We start from the raw sequence: 19,048 nt of genomic DNA on the forward strand, positions 1-19,048 counted from the left end.
ACGTTTATGAGTAAAAAAAGTAAGACAAATCTGCGGCGGCGACCGGGAGCCAGAGCCGGGCCGGTGATTATCCTCGCCGCCCCGACATCTGTGAAGCCCTTATCACCACGAGACGAGAGCCGGTCTCATGGGCCACTCATCACGATCCGCTCAGAAAGGCAGCCACGTTCTTCCATCGTCAGGAACTCCAGTACACGACGACACCCGAGGCCCCGGATGCCGTCTACGCCCGAAAGCTTCAGGAGGTTCTGGGCGGCCAGTACGGCGAGATCACCGTGGCCATGCAGTATCAGTTCCAGGCATGGAACATGCACATCCCCGGCAAGTACCGTGACCTGGTCTTCGGCATCGGGGCGGAGGAGATGGGACACGTCGAGATGCTCGCGATCATGATCGCCCAGCTGCTCGAGAAGTCTCCACTGGGCATCACCGAGGATGCCGTGCAGGACGATCCGACGGTCGCCGCGATCATCGGGGGCACTGATGTGCAGCAGGGCATCGTCGCGGGTGCGGGAGCGCGCCCCGTCGACAGCAACGGCAACCCCTGGCAGGGCTCGTACATCACCTCGAGCGGCAATCTGCTCGCGGACTTCACCGCCAATGCCAACGCCGAGGTGCAGGGCCGGGTGCAGGTCGCGCGTCTCTATCACATGACCGACGATCACGGCGTGCGCGACCTCCTGGGCTTCCTGCTCGCGAGAGACACCATGCATCAGAACCAGTGGCTCGCGGCGGTCGAAGAACTCAAGGCGGAAGGCGCCGAGACGCTTCCCGTTCCGAGCAACTTCCCGCTGTCGAAGGAGCACCGCGACGTCTCGTACCAGTACCTGAACTTCAGCGACGGCCAGGCCGCTGCGGAGGGGAGCTGGGCGAGCGGTCCCACACCGGACGGCCACGGCGAGTTCACCTACCACGACGGCCCGACCACCACCGCGACGATGCCCCCTCCCACCCACCCCGACTCCCGCTTCTACGGCACGACGGAACTGCCCGATGTCGTCGAGAAGGCGGCGGGAACCATTCAGGACATGACCGGCACGGAGTGAGTCTCCCTCGTCCGGTCGGGGTCGGCGCAGGGGGCGATCCGCGGCCGGCGGGCGGTCGGGGTCGGCGCTGGGGGCCGTCCCCGACCGGCTGGGTGCACGAGACACGGCCACGTGGCCACGTCACGGAGGACACGAGGACACGAGGACACGAGGACACCAGGACACCAGGACACCAGCACACGAGGACACGAGGACGACGAGGTGCCCCGGTCATCCCCTGTTCTCGCGATCAGCCGCGCGAGTCGCGCAGCTCCGCTCCGGTCAGTGCGGCGGACAGACCGCGATGACCGCGGGTGAACGGAACCGAGATCACGGCGATCGCGACCACGAGCCCGCTGACGATGCTGACGACACCCACCACCGTCTGCAGGGCGAGCGGCACCGTCTGCGGCAGTCCGCCGAGGGTCGTCGCCGCGATGTAGGGCAGCCCGACCACGCCGGCCCGGGCGAGGCTGCGGGCGAGGGGGCGCCGATCTTCCGGCCACTCGGGGCGCAACCATACCAGACGCTGGCCGATCGAGGCTCCCGTGGACACGACCGCCGGGATGACCAGCACGAGCACGACGGCACCCGCGCCGACGAGCGCGGCCTCGAGGGCGTCGTCCGGCACCGACGGTCCCTCTCCACGGGAGAGCAGGAGCTTCGGCAGCACCACGACGAGGGAGACCACCGTGACGGCGATGTTCACGGCGACGGCGTCGAGGATCATCGCGAACCACCGGCGCCAGACTGTCACGGGTCGCGGCGTCGCGCGGGTGGCCTTCAGACTGCGGGCGCTGGGCATCCAGGCCAGCAGCACCGGAGCGAGGAGCACGCCGATCGCCGCTCCTGTCGTGTTCGCGATGAGATCGTCGACGTCTGCGACGCGATAGGCGCACTCGTACAGTCCCCATGCACCCGTGAGCTGGGTGGACTCGATCGCGAGCGAGAGCAGTGCTCCCAGCACGATGGACACCCCGGGCCCGCAGTTCCAGAACCGCCGGGCGATGAGCCCGAAGGGAACGAAGAGTGCGACATTGAGCAGCACCTGCAGTGTGGCGCGACTCGTCACGGTTCCCAGGAGGGAGAGCCCCTGGGTCTCTCTGAGGATGTCGCCGACGGAGTGGCCGGGGATCAGCTCCACGCCCCCACCGCCCGCTGCGCAGTTGGCCCGCACCTCCGGCAGAGGCAGCAGGGTGTACGCCACGAGGGCGACCGCGTAGACGCTCACTCCCGCCGCACCCAGCAGACGGCGGAAGGACAGAGCACCATAACGCCGGACTTGCACCACGAGTATCGGCACCAGGACGGCTGCGAAGATCAGGCCCCCGCCGATGATCCCGACCCACGCCTGCCACGTCCACCCCGTCATTCGGTCCATCCTAGGAGCCCGTGCCCGTACCCGCCGATATACAGGCGCGTCCGTCGGTCCTAGACTCGGTGCCACACGGCGAGCGCCGGGATTCGTGGGCGAAGGAGGACGATGATGGGCGTGATCTCCCGGGGTTTCGGCGCACGGCGACGCGAGTCGGATGATCGACTCCCCCCGGGCCAGTACCTCACCGAGGACTTCCCGGTGCTCTCGGCGGGACCCACGCCTCGCGTCTCGACCGACGCGTGGGAGTTCGCCGTCGTCGGGCTCGACGGCATCCGCCGCACCTGGTCGTGGGCGCAGCTGCACGACCTTCCCCTCGAGGACATCACCACCGACATCCATTGCGTCACCCGCTGGTCGAAGCTGGGTACGCGGTGGCGCGGAGTGTCGCTCGACCACCTGCTCGCAGATGCCGGTGACGGCGACTACACGCGCGTCTTCTCCTACGGCGGGTACACCACCAACGTCCCGCGCGCCGATCTCACCGGGGGCCGTGCCTGGGTCGCCGTCGAGTTCGACGGCGAGCCGCTCGCGGCCGAGCACGGAGGGCCCGCACGCCTGCTCGTCCCCCATGTCTACTTCTGGAAGTCCGCGAAGTGGGTGCACGGCCTCGACCTGCTCGAGAAGGACGAGCCCGGATTCTGGGAGCAGAACGGCTACAACATGTACGGCGATCCGTGGAAAGAGGAGCGGTACTGGTGACCTCGTCGCCGATGTGGCTGCGCGCTCGAGTCACGGAGGTTCGCCGAGCCACGCCTCACGGCCGCGTGCTCTCCCTGCAGGTCGACCGCTGGCCGGGCAATCTGGCCGGGCAGCACGTCGATGTGCGTCTGACCGCAGAAGACGGATATCAGGCGGTGCGTTCGTATTCGCTCGCGTCCTCCGGTGGTGGAGACGTGCTCGAGCTGGCGGTCGACGAACTGCCCGACGGCGAGGTCTCGCCGTACCTGGTCGAGGATGTGCGCCCCGGCGACGAGCTGGAGGTGCGCGGTCCGATCGGTGCGTATTTCGTGTGGACACCGGAGCAGCCGGAACCCGTGCAGCTCATCGCCGGCGGATCCGGGATCGTCCCGCTCCTCGCGATGGCGAGGGAGCACGCACGCTCGGCCTCCACGGCACCGATGCGCCTGCTGTATGCGGTGCGCTCGGCAGATGACGCCTTCTACTCGGCCGAACTCGACGGTCTCGCAGACGCGACCCTCACCGTGGACTGGGCGTACAGCCGCACAGCCCCCGCGGGCTCCCCGCGACCGGCAGGCAGGGTGGATGCGGCGACCATCGCGGCCAGCACGCTCCCCGTCTCACTGCAGCCGTCGGTCTACGTCTGCGGTCCGACCGGCTTCGTCGAGGCGGTCGCAGATCTGCTCGTCGCGGCGGGCCACTCCCCCGACCGCATCCGCACCGAGCGCTTCGGAGGTGCCTGATGGACACTGCTCACCCCGGCCATCGCACGAGGGTCGACGGCAATGCCGCCGGCGGGGTCCTGCTCGAGGTCTTCGGCAGAGAGATGACGGCTGCTCGAGCTGCCTGCGCGCACTGCGATCGGGAGGCCGAGCTCGGCGACGCGGTCGCGGAGCTCGATCCGGCCGGAGTCATCCTGCTCTGCCGCGGATGCGGGCGCACGCTGCTGACCTGCCTGCGGGTCGACGGGCGGCACGTTCTCGAGGTCGGTGCTCTCGCCCGCCTGGAGTGGGCGTCCGCCGACGACTAGTTCGATCTCGACACCGGACTCAGACCAGGCCTGAGTGGCACTCGACGTCGAAGGCCTCGGGCACCTCATCCGAGTCGAACGCCGTCGTCGCGGCCGGGGTGACCGCCTGCGCACGAGCACGGATCCCGGCGGCGGCGTCGTCGTCGCCGTCGATCTGCGGAGAGAGGTCCGCCGGCGAGCATTCGCGCGCGCCTGCAAGGGGCTTGCGGCGCTATGCCGACGGCGGTAGGTGTGAATCGAGGGGAGGATATTCAGGAGGGAAGTCTGACCATGGCGAAGTTCGTCTACGAGGCGAATCAGAAGGTCGAGATCGATGACCGCGCACTGCATCATCTGCAGGTCGTGATGACGACGAAGCTGCGACGCGGCGAGCCGTTCCTCTTCACCTGGAGGGAGGATGCCAGCGTCGGCGGAGGTCGCAGCTCCGTCTGGATCCATCCGGGGTGCAACCTCGTCTTCAAGTACGCCGGCGGCAAGGTGCCCGAGCTCAACCGTCACTGGATCGAGGCTCTCGCGTTCACCGCGAACGCACCGTCGGGCCTGTATCTGGTTCGCGAACCCGAGACCGCGGCCCCGGAGCGGGCCGCCGAGCACAGCTGAGGATCGGAGACCGGATGCCGCTCGAGGCGAGACGCGACTCGCACCCGACGAACGATCTGACAGCCGTTCTCCGCAGATTGGCCGATGCGCTCGACCCGGACTACGACGTCGTCGACACCATGGACCTGCTGGTCGACACTGCGACGCGCTTCACTCCCGCGGTCGACGCAGGGATCGTTCTCGCTGACGGTGAAGGACGACTTCATGTGCTGGGTTCGACCAGTGAGCGTGCGAGCGACGTGGAGGAGGCGGAGCTCGGCATCGAGCAGGGACCCTGCCTCGACAGCTTCCGCTCCGGACACGTCGTGGAGACGGTCGATCTGCGGGCGAGCGCCGACCGCTGGCCGGAGTTCGCACCCCTCGCGGCACGACGCGGCCTCCGCGCCGGCTACGCCGTGCCCCTCGCCCTGCGCGGTCAGCGCCTCGGTGCGCTGAACCTCTTCTTCGACAGGGTCGGCGTGCTCACCGACCAGGATGCGGCCGTGGCCCAGGCGCTCAGCGAGTTCGCGACCATCGGCCTGGTGCAGCATCGCACTCTTCGCGAGCAGACCGACCTCGCGGCACAGCTTCAGCACGCGCTCGACAGCAGGATAGTGATCGAACAGGCGAAGGGCGCGCTCTCGTATCAACGCGGTGTCTCCATCGACGAGGCCTTCACGGTCCTCAGAAGACACGCACGCTCGGCCGGCGCACGCCTGCACGATGTCGCGCAGCAGATCGTCGACCGACGACTCACCCTGTGAACGGGGATCTCACGGTCCGGTGCCGGCCGCTGTCGGCTCGTCGCCCTCGGTCGGGTCGATGATCTCCTCAGTGAGACACACGCCTCCGGTGCTGCTGAGCGTCTGCGAGAGAGCCTCGATCCACCGACGGTTCAGAGACGGCGATTGCGTCTCGTCGAACACGAAGCGCAGCGGAATGGACGGATGCAGCCAGATGGTCGACCGACCGGGCGCCTCTCCGTCTTTGTGGATCCACGACAGGGTGAAGCTCTCGTTGCGGCGCAGCCTCGTCGTGAGGACGATCTTGAGATGAGCCAACGCACGATCCTCGATCAGGATCGGCGGCTGAGCGGCTCCGGAGAAGAGTCTTCCCATATATCGACGGTACGCGCCTCCGCGCCGGAACGGGAGGTGACTCTCGCGAGAGCGGAGCCGCTCGGAGAGCTACGCGGGCATCGGTCCGTCGGCGAGAGTGCTGAGGAAGTCTGCGGAGGGCGCGAAGAAGGTGCTTCCGGTCGTCGCCGTGGAGAAGTCCAGGAGCCGATCGTAGGCGCCGGGCGGATCGCCGACGAACATGTTCTCGAGCATCTTCTCGATCACCCAGAGGTAGCGCGAGTATCCGATGAAGTAGGTGCCGAATGCCGACGAGCCCGGGCTTCCGAAGGGCATGTTGTCGCGCAGGATGTCGTGTTCGACGCCATCCACCACGATGGTCGCGAGAGTCTTGTGGGACTTCTGCCCGACGGCAGCATCGTCCAGCTCGACATTGTCGGCCTTCTTCCGGCCGATGATCGCCTCCTGCTGTTCGGTCGTCAGCTGCTGCCACTGACCGAGGTCGTGCAGATACTTCTGCACGACGACGTAGCTGCCCCCTACGTTGTCGCCGTCCTCTGCGCCCACCAGGGTCGATTCGGCGACGGCGTTCCCCACGGGGTTGGCCGTGCCGTCGACGAAGCCCAGCAGGTCGCGGACGTCGAAGTAACGGAAGCCCGAGGTCTCGTCGACCACGCTCACGGCCGGTCCGAGCACGTCGAGCAGCTGCCTCTCGAACTCGAAGACCAGATCCTGACGATTCGCTCGAATGTGGAAGAGCAGATCGCCGGGTGTGCCGGGTGCGGTGTGCGAGGCACCCACCACCGGCGCGAAGGGGTGCAGCTCGGCGGGCGCCCGACGCGCCGTGACTCGTGGCCATGCGGTGGATCCGATGCCGACCGCGCAGGACAGCATCGCATCGAGGTCGCGGAATCCCACGTTCTTCACGATGTCGTCGATGCCGCTGATCGCGTCGCGGACAGTCGCCGCGGCAGCTGCGCCGTCGGCGATCCGCAGCACGAGGAAGGTCGCGCACGTCGTCAGGGGCGCGTCGACCTTCTGGGATTCGATCGGGACTCGACGAGACGGAGAGCTGCTCACATCCTCGAACGTAGGGGATGCCGACGAGCACGGCTTCGACGCCTGTCGAACGACCGGGCGCACTCCGACGGGCACCCTTGAGTACGGGCCGGAATCCCGACATCATGATCCCGCCGGTACACCGACGACAGGAGATCCAGCATGAGCGACGTCAGCGACTTCATCCGGGAGGACGTGCCGCCGTCCGGCCCGGGCTGCCTGGACTGCGAGAAGATCGGCTCGTGGTGGCTGCATCTGCGCCGATGCGCCTTGTGCGGACACGTCGGGTGCTGCGACGACTCGCTGCACAAGCACGCGACCGCGCACGCCCACGCGAGCGGGCATCGCGTGATGCAGAGTTTCGAGCCGGGCGAGGACTGGTTCTGGGATTTCGACACCGAGACCGCATTCGAAGGCCCCCTCCTCGCTCCTCCCCGCAGCCACCCGACATCGCAGACGACACCCGGTCCGGCAGATCGGGTGCCTGCGGACTGGCAGGAGCAGCTCGCCCGGAACGCATGACCGAGAACTCTGATCTCGTGCCGCCGCTGCGTCTGATCGCCGACGGTGATGGCCGACAGGACTTCGCACTGCGCGACTACCTCACCCGCAGCGAGGTGCCCTTCCTCTCGATCATGGTTCCCGCAGGAGCGACCTCCGCAGCGGGCATCGACCTGAACGGCAGACGTCTGCCCGTCATCGTCCTCGCAGACGGCTCGATCCTCGAGGATCCGACGCCCGAGGCGGTGGCGTCGGCGCTGGGGTGGGTGAAGCCTCCGACGAAGTCGACGTACGACCTGATCATCTACGGCGCGGGGCCTGCGGGACTCTCGGCAGCCGTGTACGCCGCATCCGAGGGTCTCGCTGTGGCCGTGATCGAACGCGACGCGGTCGGCGGACAGGCCGGGTTCAGCAGCCTCATCGAGAACTATCTCGGCTTTCCCGGAGGCATCTCGGGGGCGGAGCTCGCCGACCGCGCTCGTCGGCAGGCCCTCGCCTTCGGCGCCGATCTCATCGTCATGAGGTACGGGATCGCCCGCACGTTCCGCGACCATGACGTGCGGGCACTGCTCGCGGACGGCTCGGAGATCCGTGCCCGCGCGGCGCTGACCGCGACGGGCGTGCAGTGGCGCAGGCTCGGCCTCGAGGGCGAGCAGCGCTTCGAGGGCACGGGCATCTACTACGGCGCGGGCACCAGCGAAGCAGCAGCGTGCATAGGCCAGCACGTCTACGTGGTCGGCGGCGCCAACTCGGCAGGCCAGGCCGCGATGAACCTCGCCGCTCATGCCGCGCACGTCACGGTCGTGGTCCGCGGCCCGTCGCTCTCGACGACGATGTCGGCATACCTGCTCAACCGACTCGCCGCGCAGCCGAACGTCACGATCCTCGTCCACACCCGAGTCGTCGCCGTCGACGGCGACGACCACCTGCGCACGATCGTCCTCGATCAGGACGGCGCGATCACGCACCTCCCCGCGACCCACCTCTTCGTCTGCATCGGCGGCGCCCCCAATACGGACTGGGCCGTGACCACCGATGTGATTCTCGACAGTCGTTCATACGTGCTGACCGGCGTCGACCTCGGGCCCGACGACCTGCGACGTTGGCCGCTGGCACGCCCTCCGTACCATCTCGAGACGTCGGCGCCGGGGATCTTCGCCGCCGGCGACGTCCGTGCGAACTCCGTCAAGCGGGTCGCATCAGCCGTGGGCGAAGGAGCCATGGCCGTCACTCTCATCCATCGATACCTCGCCGACGACGGAGGCTGATCCCGCACCGGCTCAGGGCAGGGGCGTGATCCCCTGTGCTCCGCGGGGGAACGTGGCGAGCACGGCGGGGTCGATGTTCAGGTGCGCGGAGACGAGCTGCGGCGGCACGTGCGCGAGCCAGTTCGCGAGCGAGATCTCCTCGTACCTGTCGGTGCGGAACACTTCGAGGAACTGCAGCACGTCGTCACCGGTGTTCTCGATGTAGTGGCCGAGGTTCTTGCGCACGACGCCCACGTCGCCGGCGCGGAAGTCGGTCGTGTTCGCGTGCGGGCCGGTGTTGAACACGGTCATCCGGGCGGAGCCGCGCAGGTAGTACTGCCATTCGTCGGCGTTCGGGTGCCAGTGCAGCTCCCGCATCGACCCCGGCTGCACCGTCACGAGTGCGGCGGCGACCGTGCCCGAGTACGCGTAGTTCGTCGAGTCGGCGATCTGGATGCTGCCGCCGGAGTTCTCATACAGCGGCTTCGACCGCGACAACCGGAAGATGACCGGCTCCATCCCCCATTCCACGCCCGCGGCGGCCTGGTCGACCTCGAGCGCGGGTGGCTCTTCGCCGGGGAAGATCCAGAGGTTGTGCAGCGGGATGTCTGAGAACACCTCCTGGGCGACGCCGAAGTTCTTCGCGAGCACCTCGGGCGGGGTGTGGGCGAACCAGTCGGTCAGCAGCAGCGTGTTCGACTCGGACTGGTCGCCGTCGTCGAACGCGAGCACGAACTCGGCCCCGTCGGGGCCGAGACCCTGCAGGGAGTGCGGGGTGCCGGCGGGGAAGAACCACAGGTCGCCCTCCTCCACATCCTCCACCGCGGGAAGACCCGACCGGCTGAGCGTGGTGACCCTCGCCTTGCCGCGGGTCATCACGGCCCATTCGGCGGTCTGGTGCCAGTGCAGTTCGCGGATGCCGCCGGGCTCGAGGTACATGTTCACTCCGGCGATCTCGTCGGAGATGTGGAAGTCCTGCTTGGTGAGCTCCCGCGCCCATCCGCCGCGCTGCACCCGGCGGGGTGAGATGTTGAATGACGACCAGAAGAACGGCTGCGTGCTGATGTCCGTCGCCGGTGCGTGCATCTGATTCGGGAACTGCGACTCGATGACCTCGTTCTGCGGGCCGGTCATCGTGTTGCTCTGCGGGCGGTCGGCGATGTTCACCTCCCCCTCCTGCGGAAGGTCGGGATCGCCGAGACTGGGCGACTCCGAGCGCGAGGCGGACCGGTCATCGTGTTCCATGTGCGTTCTCTTCTCTCTTCGCAGGTTGCGTGCGGTCTACTCGTGAGCGGGGGTGGCGCGGCGGTGACGAGAAGGCCGCGGAAGCTCCAGCAGGTGCGTGATCTCGGGTGCGGTCTCGCTCATGGCTCGTGCCTTCGCGATCACGTCGGCGTCGAACTCCGTGGTGCGCCCCTCGTGCTGGCTCACGTGCTCCCGCCAGGAGCCGACCGTGTAGGCCTCGACGACCGCCCCGGTGTCGTCGACGTCTTCGTACACGTGCCATTCCCTCGCACCGGTGCGCAGACGCGTCTGCTCGACACCGTGTATGAGCGCGAGGAACTCCTGACGCTGCTCGGGGCGCACGCGATAGCGGATGAGGACCAGCACCGCCGCGTCGTCATCGTGTCCCGGGCGCGGACGGTCGTCGATCCCCGGCACCTCCACGATCCCGCGCCCCATCCCGGCCGTCGCCGGCAGCGGCCGCACGAGCAGCGACAACCCGCCGAGCGCGCACAGCACGCCGGCTCCGACGACGACGAGACCCGGATCCGTGACCGCAGCGAGCATGCCCGCTCCCGCAGAGCCGACGGCCGTGCACCCGAAAAGCACCAGCTGATAGAACGAGAGGCCCCGGGTGCGCACCCATACGGGAAGGAAGGCCTGAATGGTCCCGTTGATGGTGGCGATCACCCCGATCCACGCGAGACCGGTCGCCACGAGCGCCGGGATGGTGATCCAGAGGGTGGGCGACACCACGAGGACGACGAGACCCGCGCCGAAGACCACCGACGAGGCGAGGACGACACCGTTGACGGCACCGACCCGGCGCGCCCACGGCAGGACGAATGCGCCGATGATCGACCCCGCTCCGAGTGCGGCCAGCAGAAGCCCGTAGCCGCTCGCGGAGAACCCCAGGGAGTTCTTGGCGATCGTCGGCAGCAGCGCCCACAGCGCGTTCGCGGGGATCAGGAAGACGGCGAGGCGGAGCAGGATGGCGCGCACGATCCGCGAATGCCGCACGTAGCGGATGCCCGCGCGTGTCGCATCGCCGAAGGGCTCCGGCCGGATCGCCGGCGGCCGGTACGTCTTCCAGAAGAACAGGACGCCCAGGAAGACGAGGAATGAGAGCGCGTTGAGCAGGAACACGGCCGCGACTCCGACCTGCGAGACCACGAGCCCGGCGACCGCCGGTCCCACGGCTCGCGCGATGTTCACGCCGATCGATGAGAGGCTCGCCGCATCGATCAGGAGCTTCGCGGGAACGATGTCGGGCACCAGCGCCTGGAATGCGGGCAGTTGGATGGCGGAGACGATGCCCAGCACGAACGTCGACGCCAACAGGATCAGCGTGGTGGTCTGTCCGACCGCCGTCAGGTAGGTCAGCCCGAGCACGACCGCGAGCTGGACGCTCTGCGACCACAGCAGGACGAGGCGACGATTGAGGAACTCGCCGATGACTCCGGCGGGGATCGCGAACAGGAGCACCGGCGCCGCCGACGCCGTCTGCACGAGCGCCACCAGCAACGGCGAGCTGTCGTCCTGCACCAGCAGCCACTGCGCGCCGACCGTCTGCATCCAGCTCCCGATGTTGCTGACGATCGACGCCAACCACACCAGACGGAAGAGGGGAAGGGCCAGCGGCGCGAACCCGGAGCGCCACCCGGCACGGGCATCGTCCGCGACGACGGCCGTGCCGCTTCTGATCATGTCCCACCTCGATCGTTCGTCCGTGTGAGACGAATCTAGGAACTGCGGCCCGTCCTGCCCTCCGACAGGAGTCGGATCACCGCCGGTGCCTTTTCTGCCTGGTTTCTTCCTGGACTGCACCGGCCGATGGGCGTTGCATGGACGTACTCGACGTCGGCGAGGTGCGACCCACCATCGCCGGAGCAGAACGATCGGTGAGCCCATCCCCCCACAGGAGCGAACCCATGACGATCAGCGATGTCACAGCCGGCCCCGTGTCTCCGACGGAGCGCGAGATCGCGCGGCAGCTCGGATCCTCTCTGAACCGTCGCGTCGTGATACCCGAGTCCGGGGCCGCGCCGTCTGACGGCGCGTCGCGAGCAGAGGTGCTCTCGGTCCCGGTGTTCGATGACGGCACGGCGGTCGCGATCATCGAGATCGACCTCGGCGACGGATCAGCTCTCACGGCGAACGAGTTCGAAGCCGTCGACGCGGCATCGGCACTCGTGCGGATGGCTCGTCGGCGCACCTCGGGATCTTCACGAGCGGACCGCGAGTCCGTCATGACGCACCTGCTGGACGCCGACGAATCGGTGCGTCGAGAGGCGTACGCCCGTGCGCTGCGGCAGAGGTGGGTGCACCGAGACGCGGGAACCGTCGTGCGCGCCGTGCTGATCGATGCCGCCGTCACGGAGGTCGAACGCATCGCATTCGGTCGTCACCTCGCCCATCTGCGTCCGGTCCCCGCGCACTTCATCGCGCTCGAGGCCGGGATGGTCGTCCTCGTCGGACAGCCCTCCGACGGCGACCTCACCGACGAGCTGCTGCGCGAGGCGACCAGACGCGGGTTGCGCATTCTCGGAATCGGCTCGGCCTCCCCGGCGACCGGCGACGGAGACCTGCGCCGCGCGGCGGACGAGGCGGCGATCGCGGCGTCCCTCGCGGCCGCACTCCCCCAGTTCCACCCGTCCGTCGACGCGAGCGAACTCGGTGGATGGCGGCTGCTCGCCACCGCATCCGCCGACCCCGGCGCACTCCGGATCATCTCGCCGGCCGCACAGTTCCTCTACTCGCAGACCGACGACAGTCAGCGCCTGACGGTCGAGACGTATCTCGACGTCGGCGCCAACGTGGTCGCCGCGTGTCAGATCCTCTTCCTCCATCGCACGACCCTCTACTACCGGCTCGATCGAATGCCCCCGGTCGTGAAAGACGCACTCGATGACGGCGTGAAACGCAGCACCCTGCACCTGGCGCTGAAGCTCATCCGTCTCTGGGAATCGACCGGCCGATTGTGAGGACGCACCCGGCTGTGCCGATCATGCCGGCGACGAGTCCGCTGCAGACGACCCCGGCGTGCCGACCAACGACACCTCCCGGCGCACTCGGGCGAAGATGAACGCCTCGCTGCTGCCGGGACCCAGCAGGCGCAGCGCTTCGTCCGCCTCAGCGATCGCGGCCTCGCCCTCGCCCGCCTGGATGAGCGCTCGGATGTGTCGGCGCATCATCAGCAGAACGCGGGTGTCGTCCTTCAGCTCGCGAGCGATGGCGATGCCCAGCTCTCCGATGCGCATCGCATCCTGCAGCCGTCCGACCGCGCAGTAGGCGTCGATCAGATCCAGACATGCCGCGAACTGGGTGACGATGCTGGTGAGGGTGTCGGCGGTCTCGGTCGAACGCACCCGGCGGAGAGTGGCCTCCGTGGCCTCGATCGCCTCGAGGTACTGCCCGCGCTTGCCCTTGACCATGGACGACAGCACCAGGGCATTCTCCAGCCCCGTCGTCTCTCCCGCGGTGCGGAACGCCTCGGCGGCCGCGAGAGCCGCCGCATCCGCGTCGACGAGGCGATCCACGCCCATGCTCGCCCAGCCGATGTAGTACTGGGCCCAGCCCTCCTGCGCGGAGTCCCCGGCGCGCAGCGCTGCGGCCAGCGCGGCACGCGCGGTGACGACCGCCTGCTCCCGGTCCCCCACCTCGACGATCTCGGCCCAGGCGACATATCCGAGCTGTGCGGCCTCTTTGCCGGGATCTCCGAGGCGCCGCGCCGCGCTCGCCGCGAGCGAGTAGAACCGGTGCCAGTTGCCCCACGGCATCCAGATGTCCGAGTACCAGTGCAGCGCATCGGCGACGTCGCAGACCGTCTCGTCCTCGCCGAGCTGCGCGGCCTCCGTGTAGGCCGGCCACCAGTGCTCGGCCTCGGCGCGGATCCATTCCGCCGCGGCCTCGGCATCGGCGAATCCGCGCCCCGTGCGAGCGAGCGTCGTCGGTTCCCTGTTCGGCTCGTACCACGCGCCGGCGCGTTCGAGACTGCCGAGCAGCCATGACCGCATGTGGTCGCGGCGACGCGACACCTCGTCCGCGCCCACCGAGGCATGCAGCTTGCTCCGCCCGAACAGGCGCATCAGGTCATGCAGACGGTAGCGGTCTCCGCCGCCCGCTTCGAGCATCCCGAGATCGGTGAGATCGTCGAGCCGCGCCTCCACCTCCGAGAGATCGGAAGAGCGCACCGTCGCCGCGGCGAGGTGCGCACCGAACGTCCTCCCGTCGATCAACGAGATCCACCGGAACAGCGCGGCCGTCCGCGGGTCGAGCTCGTCGTAGGAGAGCGAGATGGCCGCCTCGACCGCCAGGTCACCGGCGACCAGAAGGCGCAGTCGATCCTCCGACGTCCGCAGCCGTCGGAGCAGGTCTGCGACGGTCCAGGCGGGCCGACTGGCGATGCGGTTGCCCACGACCCGCAGCGCGAGCGGCACATCGTCGCAGAGACCCGCCACCTCGTCGAGAGCTTCGTCGTCTTCGACAGCCTGCGGAATCAGACGGTGCAGAAAGGTGATGCTCTCTGCTCGACGGAGCGGACCGAGACGCACCCGCTGCACGCCCTCGAGACCGGCCAGGCTCCGCCGGGACGTCACGACGACGACATCGCCGGCGCAGATCGAGAGGATCGGGCGGATCTGGGCTTCGTTCGCGACGTTGTCGAGCAGCACCGAGACCGCGGAGTGGTCCACGGCGGACCGCCACCGGGTCCGGGCGTCTGCGAGATCCGCGGGCGGCCTCTGCTCGGCCCCGGGAAGCTGACGCAGCAGAGCGGTCATCACCTGCAGCGGTGTGAGGGGCGAGGCGCCGTATCCGTCGAGTCCGAGGAACAGCACCGGAAGCCCGGTCGACGCTCGTCCGCGCTCGAGGATCTCGATCGCCACGGTCGTCTTGCCTATGCCCGGCGCTCCGCTGATGATCAGCGCCGGACGCTGGGTGCCCGCGGGCACCTGCCCGCAGAGGACCGCCAGCGCCTCATCGATCTCGGCGTCGCGACCCGAGAAGTCGAACACACGGTGTGGCGATATCGCTCCGGGCCCCTCGACCGGCAGCGGGGCACGCGGGCGGGCACGGGCCGCTCGCAGGAACGCGTGCCGATCCGCGGCATCGAGGCCGAGCCCGTCGGCCAGCGCGTCGACGGTGCGTCGCTGCGGAGACGCGCTCGCGCCCCGCTCGAGGTCGCCGATCGTTCGCACGCTCACCCCCGACTGGGCGGCGAGCGCTTCGAGGGTCAGGTTGTGCCCCACTCGCAACGACCGCAGCAGCCGTCCGAAGGGTGAAGGTTCGATCACGACATCCGCCTCTCGCTGGGTTCAGCTTGGCAGGTCTTTTCGGATCGGAGGCGGTGGGCCTGTCACAGTGCAGTGTCGGAGCGGATCGGTGCGACGATCACTGCGCAACGCGCGGCGCCGGATCGACGACAGCGCGGCGCATCACCGTCGCCGCCGAGACCGTCGCGACGAGGACGACCGAGATGAACACGAGGAGCACGGTCGTCTGGGAGGCGAAGGTGAGGATCACGCCGATCGCGAGCACCGGCAGAGCGAGCCCGCAGTACGCGATGAGGAAGATCAGAGCGAGAGTCTCGCCGCGGCGCCCCGGCTCGGCGAGTCCCGCGGCTGTGGCCACCGACGATTTGAACAGCAGCCCCACGCCGACACCCGCGACGATGCCCCCTCCGATGAAGACCGCGAGCGACGGCACCAGAGTCCCCACGGCGACGGCGACGAGGCCCAGGGCGCAGCAGACCGCCGCGATCGTCAGCTGCATTCTCAGCGGCAGACGCGCGAGCACCACCTGGCCCGTGGCCGCGGCGGCGAACACCGAGCATGCGGTCAGGCCGGCGACGAGGTGGTCGTGCTCGTCGAAGGTGCTGACGAGGATGGTCGGCGCGAGCGATGTGAACAGTCCGAAGAGCGCGAAGCCCGCGAAGGCGCCGAAACCTGCGGCGACGAACGCCGACCGCGAGCGCGGCGGCGCGGCGATGCGCTGGGGTCGATACCGTCGCGGCTCCTCAGGGGGCGTCACGGTCTCGGGCACGCAGGCGACGGCGATCGCCGCCACGAGCAGCACGATGAGGAACACCGCGTGCGGCAGCATCAGCGGCGCAGGCAGGAATTCGGCGAACAGACCGCCGACCAGGGGCCCGAATGCCAGCCCGCCGAGGTTCGCCGCACCGGCGACGGACGCCGCCACGATGACGTGCTCGTCGGGCCTCGCCTGCGCACGCAGCTCTCCCAGATGGGCGGTGGCGGTGGCGGTGAGGATGCCGACGCTCGCGCCGTTCACCAGCCGCGCTGCGAGAAGACCCGGCACGTCGTGCCACAGCAGGAACAGCACGGCGCTGAGCGCGGCGATGAGGATCGCGATCACCAGCATCCGCCGCCTCCCCATCCAGTCGCTCACGTGTCCGAGCAGGAAGAGGCTGAGGACGACGCCGACCGCGAACGCGGCGAAGATCATCGTGATGACCGAGACGGGGAACCCGTCGGCCTGCTGGTAGAGCGGATACAGCGGTGTGGGCACGGTCGCGTAAGCCATGACGAGGAGGAAGGCGCACGCGACGACCCAGAATCCCGCACCGTGCGAGATGCGAGCGTTCGACATGTGGAGACGCTACCGCGCGAGCGCCGGTCGGGCCCGAACAGATGTCGAACATCTGCGCGACGCATCCTGGACAGATGTCGAGGTGCCGGCTCGGGGCCGCGAGTTATCGTGGGCGCGCTCCCACGATGCAGACGTGGGGCGATCGACAGTCGTCCGAAGCGGTTCGGGCGACAGAAACCTGGAGGCTGATCATGGCGTTCGTGACCACGGATGATGGCGCAGAGATCTACTACAAGGACTGGGGCAGCCCCGACGCGCAGCCCATCATGTTCCACCACGGTTGGCCGCTCTCGTCGGACGACTGGGACACCCAGATGCTGTACTTCCTCGACAAGGGCTACCGCGTCGTGGCCAGCGACCGCCGTGGGCACGGTCGGTCGTCGCAGATCGGCACCGGTCACGACATGGACCACTACGCCAGTGACGCCTCGGCGGTGGTCGAGCACCTCGACCTCCACGACGCGATCCACATCGGGCACTCGACGGGTGGCGGGCAGGTCGCACGGTATGTGGCGAAGTTCGGGCAGCCGCAGGGACGCGTCGCCAAGGCCGTGCTCGTCTCTTCCGTGCCTCCGCTGATGCTGGAGACCGACGGCAACCCCGACGGCCTTCCGCTGTCGGTGTTCGACGGCTTCCGGGACGGCCTGGCGGCCAACCGCGCCGAGTTCTTCCAGGCGGTGGCGTCCGGACCCTTCTACGGATTCAACCGTGAGGGCGTGGAGCTCTCCGAACCCGTCGTCGCCAACTGGTGGCGTCAGGGGATGACGGGCAGCGCGCTCGCTCACTACGCCGGCATCAAGGCCTTCTCCGAGACCGATCAGACCGACGATCTCACGGCGATCACCGTGCCCGTGCTCGTGCTCCAGGGCGACGACGACCAGATCGTCCCGTACAAGGACGCCGCGCTGAAGCAACACGAGCTGCTCAGCGACTCGACCCTCAAGATCTACGAGGGATTCCCGCACGGCATGCTGACGACGCATGCGGATGTCATCAACCCCGACATCCTCGCCTTCATCCAGCAGTAGCCGCGAGGCTGTCGCGTGACGGCGCACCCGACGTTCGGCGTTCGGGTGCGCCGTCACCGTGCGGCACGAGGTGCGCTACGAGGTGCGCTACGACTGCTCGTCGATGGCGCGGACGACCCGCGCGGGTGAGCCGACGGCGATGACGCCGCCCGGGATGTCCTTGGTGACGACGGATCCGGCACCGATGACGGAGTCGTCGCCGATGCTCACCCCGGGAAGGACGGTGACGTTGGCGCCCAGCCAGACGTTCCTGCCGATGACGACGGGTGAGGGGATGAGGTCGCCTCGCCGGCTGGGCTGCATGCCGTGCTGAAGAGTGGCGATGACGGCATTGTGGCCGATGAGGCTGTCGTCGCCGATCGAGATGCCGCCCTGGTCTTGGAATCGGCAGCCGGAGTTGATGAAGATGCGTCTGCCGAGCGTGATGTTCTTGCCGAAGTCGGCCGTGAACGGCGGGAAGAGCGTCACCGTCTCGTCGACGTGCGCGCCGATCAGCTCTGCGAGGAGCTCTCGGACACGGGCGGGCGGGTGATAGCCGCTGTTCAGCTCACCGGCGATGCGCAGGGCTTCCTGGCTGGTCTCATGCATGACCGCGTGTCCCGGCGAATTGCCGGTGATGGTCTCCCCCGCGTTCAGGGCGGCGAGCAGGTCGGTGAGAGTCATGGGGGTCTCCACGGTCGAGGGAACGGCGTGATCGGGGGCGGTCATTCGGGCGGCCTCACGGATGCGGGAGCCGTGGCCGACCAACTCGCGAGCAGCTGGAGTCGTTCTGCCGAGGGTGATCCCGGCTCGGCGGTGTAGATGAGCAGGCTGAGGCCGTCATCGGCGGTGACCGTGAGCTCTTCATACACGAGGGTGAGGTCGCCGACGGCCGGGTGGCAGAAGCGCTTCGTGCCGGTCCCGTGCGTCCTCACGTCGTGCGCCGACCAGAGCCGGGCGAACGTGTCGCTCCGGGTGGTGAGCTCACCGACCAGATCCTGGAGGATGCGGTCGTGCGGGTGCCGTCCGGCTTCGACGCGCATGATGCCGACGCACATCCGGGCGAAGAGGTCCCAGTCGGGGTAGAAGTCGCGCGATGCGGGGTCGAGGAACTGGAAGCGCGCCAGATTCGGTGTCCTCCCACCCGCGCCGATCACGGGTGCGTAGAACGCTGCGCCGAGCGAATTCGTGGCGACGAGGTTCTGGTGGCGGTCGCGGACGAACGCGGGTCCGCCGGTGATCGCGTCGAGGGTGTGCTGCAACGCCGGGCGGGCGGGCTGCTGCGTCGTGGCACGCCGTCGAGGGCGGCCCGACGTCGGGATGCCGTCGGCCGCGCGGGCGAGGTCGAGCAGGTGCATCCGCTCCGTCTCGTCGAGAAGCAGAGCCCGGGCGAGTGACTCGAGCACGGCGGACGATGCGCCGGCGATGTCCCCGCGTTCGAGCTTGGCGTAGTAGTCGACGCTCACGTCGGCGAGCATCGCGACCTCGGATCGGCGGAGACCTGCGACGCGTCGATTCGTTCCGGCGACCATCCCGACATCGGCGGGTGAGAGCCGCGCGCGTCGCGTCATGAGGAACTCGCGCACCTCGGCTCTGTTGTCCATGCGCTCCACCGTACGACGGTCCGAGCGTAGG

18 protein-coding genes and 1 pseudogene are annotated in these 19,048 nt (G+C 68.6%); 10 read left to right on the forward strand and 9 right to left on the reverse strand.

Going from position 1 to position 19,048, the window contains the following annotated elements; translation table 11 throughout:
* Positions 1 to 167 precede the first annotated feature (167 nt).
* A pseudogene (locus tag DXT68_RS09230) lies at positions 168 to 1,046 on the forward strand (manganese catalase); the annotation flags it as partial.
* 229 nt (positions 1,047 to 1,275) lie between these two features.
* Here the strand turns inward: DXT68_RS09230 and DXT68_RS09235 are convergent.
* Positions 1,276 to 2,397 carry a VanZ family protein gene (locus DXT68_RS09235; protein ID WP_052677759.1) on the reverse strand — a complete coding sequence of 374 codons (1,122 nt, stop codon included), beginning with the start codon at positions 2,395 to 2,397 and terminating at the stop codon, positions 1,276 to 1,278.
* Positions 2,398 to 2,511: 114 nt separating this feature from the next.
* Here DXT68_RS09235 and DXT68_RS09240 point away from each other — a divergent pair, with 114 nt between their 5' ends.
* The 5 genes from DXT68_RS09240 to DXT68_RS09260 all read left to right on the forward strand — a co-directional run bounded on the left by DXT68_RS09240 (position 2,512) and on the right by DXT68_RS09260 (position 5,454).
* Positions 2,512 to 3,102 (forward strand): molybdopterin-dependent oxidoreductase, encoded by a 591-nt coding sequence (locus tag DXT68_RS09240; protein ID WP_045254520.1) that lies wholly within the window; start codon positions 2,512 to 2,514, stop codon positions 3,100 to 3,102.
* Positions 3,099 to 3,824 (forward strand): ferredoxin reductase, encoded by a 726-nt coding sequence (locus tag DXT68_RS09245; protein ID WP_244268199.1) that lies wholly within the window; start codon positions 3,099 to 3,101, stop codon positions 3,822 to 3,824. The genes DXT68_RS09240 and DXT68_RS09245 overlap by 4 nt, the downstream gene beginning before the upstream one ends.
* Complete coding sequence (locus DXT68_RS09250) at positions 3,824 to 4,111, forward strand: DUF6510 family protein (protein ID WP_052677760.1); 288 nt, start codon at positions 3,824 to 3,826, stop codon at positions 4,109 to 4,111. The genes DXT68_RS09245 and DXT68_RS09250 overlap by 1 nt, the downstream gene beginning before the upstream one ends.
* A gap of 270 nt (positions 4,112 to 4,381) precedes the next feature.
* The gene (locus DXT68_RS09255; protein ID WP_045254521.1) at positions 4,382 to 4,711 is read left to right on the forward strand and encodes a DUF7882 family protein; all 330 of its coding nucleotides are present in this window, start codon (positions 4,382 to 4,384) and stop codon (positions 4,709 to 4,711) included.
* A gap of 14 nt (positions 4,712 to 4,725) precedes the next feature.
* Entirely contained in the window at positions 4,726 to 5,454 is a 729-nt protein-coding gene (locus DXT68_RS09260) for a GAF and ANTAR domain-containing protein (RefSeq protein WP_045254522.1), read from the forward strand.
* 9 nt (positions 5,455 to 5,463) lie between these two features.
* Here DXT68_RS09260 and DXT68_RS09265 read toward each other — a convergent pair whose 3' ends face one another.
* Entirely contained in the window at positions 5,464 to 5,808 is a 345-nt protein-coding gene (locus DXT68_RS09265; RefSeq protein ID WP_045254523.1) for a DUF7882 family protein, read from the reverse strand.
* Between the two features lie 69 nt (positions 5,809 to 5,877).
* Positions 5,878 to 6,846, reverse strand: coding sequence for a Dyp-type peroxidase (locus tag DXT68_RS09270; protein WP_045254524.1), 969 nt, complete (start codon positions 6,844 to 6,846; stop codon positions 5,878 to 5,880).
* A 141-nt stretch (positions 6,847 to 6,987) separates the two neighbouring features.
* On the opposite strand from DXT68_RS09270, the gene DXT68_RS09275 reads away from it, so the two are divergent.
* Together DXT68_RS09275 and DXT68_RS09280 are read left to right on the forward strand one after the other, a co-directional pair.
* Positions 6,988 to 7,347 (forward strand): UBP-type zinc finger domain-containing protein, encoded by a 360-nt coding sequence (locus DXT68_RS09275; protein ID WP_045254525.1) that lies wholly within the window; start codon positions 6,988 to 6,990, stop codon positions 7,345 to 7,347.
* A complete protein-coding gene (locus tag DXT68_RS09280) occupies positions 7,344 to 8,594 on the forward strand; it encodes an NAD(P)/FAD-dependent oxidoreductase (protein ID WP_045254526.1) in 1,251 nt (416 codons plus the stop codon). The genes DXT68_RS09275 and DXT68_RS09280 overlap by 4 nt, the downstream gene beginning before the upstream one ends.
* Positions 8,595 to 8,606: 12 nt before the next feature.
* On the opposite strand, the gene DXT68_RS09285 is transcribed toward DXT68_RS09280, so the two are convergent.
* Both DXT68_RS09285 and DXT68_RS09290 read right to left on the reverse strand, forming a co-directional pair.
* A complete protein-coding gene (locus DXT68_RS09285) occupies positions 8,607 to 9,818 on the reverse strand; it encodes a cupin domain-containing protein (protein ID WP_045254527.1) in 1,212 nt (403 codons plus the stop codon).
* 36 nt (positions 9,819 to 9,854) lie between these two features.
* Positions 9,855 to 11,504 (reverse strand): MFS transporter, encoded by a 1,650-nt coding sequence (locus DXT68_RS09290; RefSeq protein WP_162829115.1) that lies wholly within the window; start codon positions 11,502 to 11,504, stop codon positions 9,855 to 9,857.
* A gap of 224 nt (positions 11,505 to 11,728) precedes the next feature.
* Between DXT68_RS09290 and DXT68_RS09295 the strand changes: the two genes are divergently transcribed.
* Positions 11,729 to 12,781, forward strand: a complete 1,053-nt coding sequence (locus DXT68_RS09295; RefSeq protein WP_052677761.1) for a PucR family transcriptional regulator — start codon at positions 11,729 to 11,731, stop codon at positions 12,779 to 12,781.
* A gap of 21 nt (positions 12,782 to 12,802) precedes the next feature.
* Here the strand turns inward: DXT68_RS09295 and DXT68_RS09300 are convergent, their stop codons facing one another.
* Complete coding sequence (locus tag DXT68_RS09300; RefSeq protein ID WP_052677762.1) at positions 12,803 to 15,091, reverse strand: helix-turn-helix domain-containing protein; 2,289 nt, start codon at positions 15,089 to 15,091, stop codon at positions 12,803 to 12,805.
* Between the two features lie 97 nt (positions 15,092 to 15,188).
* The gene (locus tag DXT68_RS09305; RefSeq protein WP_045254529.1) at positions 15,189 to 16,406 is read right to left on the reverse strand and encodes an MFS transporter; all 1,218 of its coding nucleotides are present in this window, start codon (positions 16,404 to 16,406) and stop codon (positions 15,189 to 15,191) included.
* 191 nt (positions 16,407 to 16,597) lie between these two features.
* Here DXT68_RS09305 and DXT68_RS09310 point away from each other — a divergent pair, with 191 nt between their 5' ends.
* Entirely contained in the window at positions 16,598 to 17,434 is an 837-nt protein-coding gene (locus tag DXT68_RS09310) for an alpha/beta fold hydrolase (RefSeq protein ID WP_045254530.1), read from the forward strand.
* A gap of 87 nt (positions 17,435 to 17,521) precedes the next feature.
* Here the strand turns inward: DXT68_RS09310 and DXT68_RS09315 are convergent, their stop codons facing one another.
* Together DXT68_RS09315 and DXT68_RS09320 are read right to left on the reverse strand one after the other, a co-directional pair.
* Positions 17,522 to 18,097, reverse strand: a complete 576-nt coding sequence (locus tag DXT68_RS09315) for a DapH/DapD/GlmU-related protein (protein WP_045254661.1) — start codon at positions 18,095 to 18,097, stop codon at positions 17,522 to 17,524.
* 41 nt (positions 18,098 to 18,138) lie between these two features.
* Positions 18,139 to 19,017: a helix-turn-helix transcriptional regulator gene (locus tag DXT68_RS09320; RefSeq protein WP_045254531.1), complete on the reverse strand. Its 879-nt coding sequence runs from the start codon at positions 19,015 to 19,017 to the stop codon at positions 18,139 to 18,141.
* Between the last annotated feature and the right edge of the window lie 31 nt (positions 19,018 to 19,048).

The sequence above is a fragment of the Microbacterium foliorum genome (assembly GCF_003367705.1).
Taxonomy (GTDB): Bacteria; Actinomycetota; Actinomycetes; order Actinomycetales; family Microbacteriaceae; genus Microbacterium; species Microbacterium foliorum.

Coding starts and splice junctions, on each gene's coding strand:
- DXT68_RS09235 (WP_052677759.1), bottom strand. CDS start 2,397: ATGACGGGGTGGACGTGGCAGGCGTGGGTCGGGATCATCGGCGGGGGC.
- DXT68_RS09250 (WP_052677760.1), top strand. CDS start 3,824: ATGGACACTGCTCACCCCGGCCATCGCACGAGGGTCGACGGCAATGCC.
- DXT68_RS09315 (WP_045254661.1), bottom strand. CDS start 18,097: ATGACTCTCACCGACCTGCTCGCCGCCCTGAACGCGGGGGAGACCATC.
- DXT68_RS09305 (WP_045254529.1), bottom strand. CDS start 16,406: ATGTCGAACGCTCGCATCTCGCACGGTGCGGGATTCTGGGTCGTCGCG.
- DXT68_RS09280 (WP_045254526.1), top strand. CDS start 7,344: ATGACCGAGAACTCTGATCTCGTGCCGCCGCTGCGTCTGATCGCCGAC.
- DXT68_RS09295 (WP_052677761.1), top strand. CDS start 11,729: ATGACGATCAGCGATGTCACAGCCGGCCCCGTGTCTCCGACGGAGCGC.
- DXT68_RS09240 (WP_045254520.1), top strand. CDS start 2,512: ATGGGCGTGATCTCCCGGGGTTTCGGCGCACGGCGACGCGAGTCGGAT.
- DXT68_RS09320 (WP_045254531.1), bottom strand. CDS start 19,017: ATGGACAACAGAGCCGAGGTGCGCGAGTTCCTCATGACGCGACGCGCG.
- DXT68_RS09290 (WP_162829115.1), bottom strand. CDS start 11,504: ATGATCAGAAGCGGCACGGCCGTCGTCGCGGACGATGCCCGTGCCGGG.
- DXT68_RS09275 (WP_045254525.1), top strand. CDS start 6,988: ATGAGCGACGTCAGCGACTTCATCCGGGAGGACGTGCCGCCGTCCGGC.
- DXT68_RS09265 (WP_045254523.1), bottom strand. CDS start 5,808: ATGGGAAGACTCTTCTCCGGAGCCGCTCAGCCGCCGATCCTGATCGAG.
- DXT68_RS09285 (WP_045254527.1), bottom strand. CDS start 9,818: ATGGAACACGATGACCGGTCCGCCTCGCGCTCGGAGTCGCCCAGTCTC.
- DXT68_RS09310 (WP_045254530.1), top strand. CDS start 16,598: ATGGCGTTCGTGACCACGGATGATGGCGCAGAGATCTACTACAAGGAC.
- DXT68_RS09260 (WP_045254522.1), top strand. CDS start 4,726: ATGCCGCTCGAGGCGAGACGCGACTCGCACCCGACGAACGATCTGACA.
- DXT68_RS09255 (WP_045254521.1), top strand. CDS start 4,382: ATGGCGAAGTTCGTCTACGAGGCGAATCAGAAGGTCGAGATCGATGAC.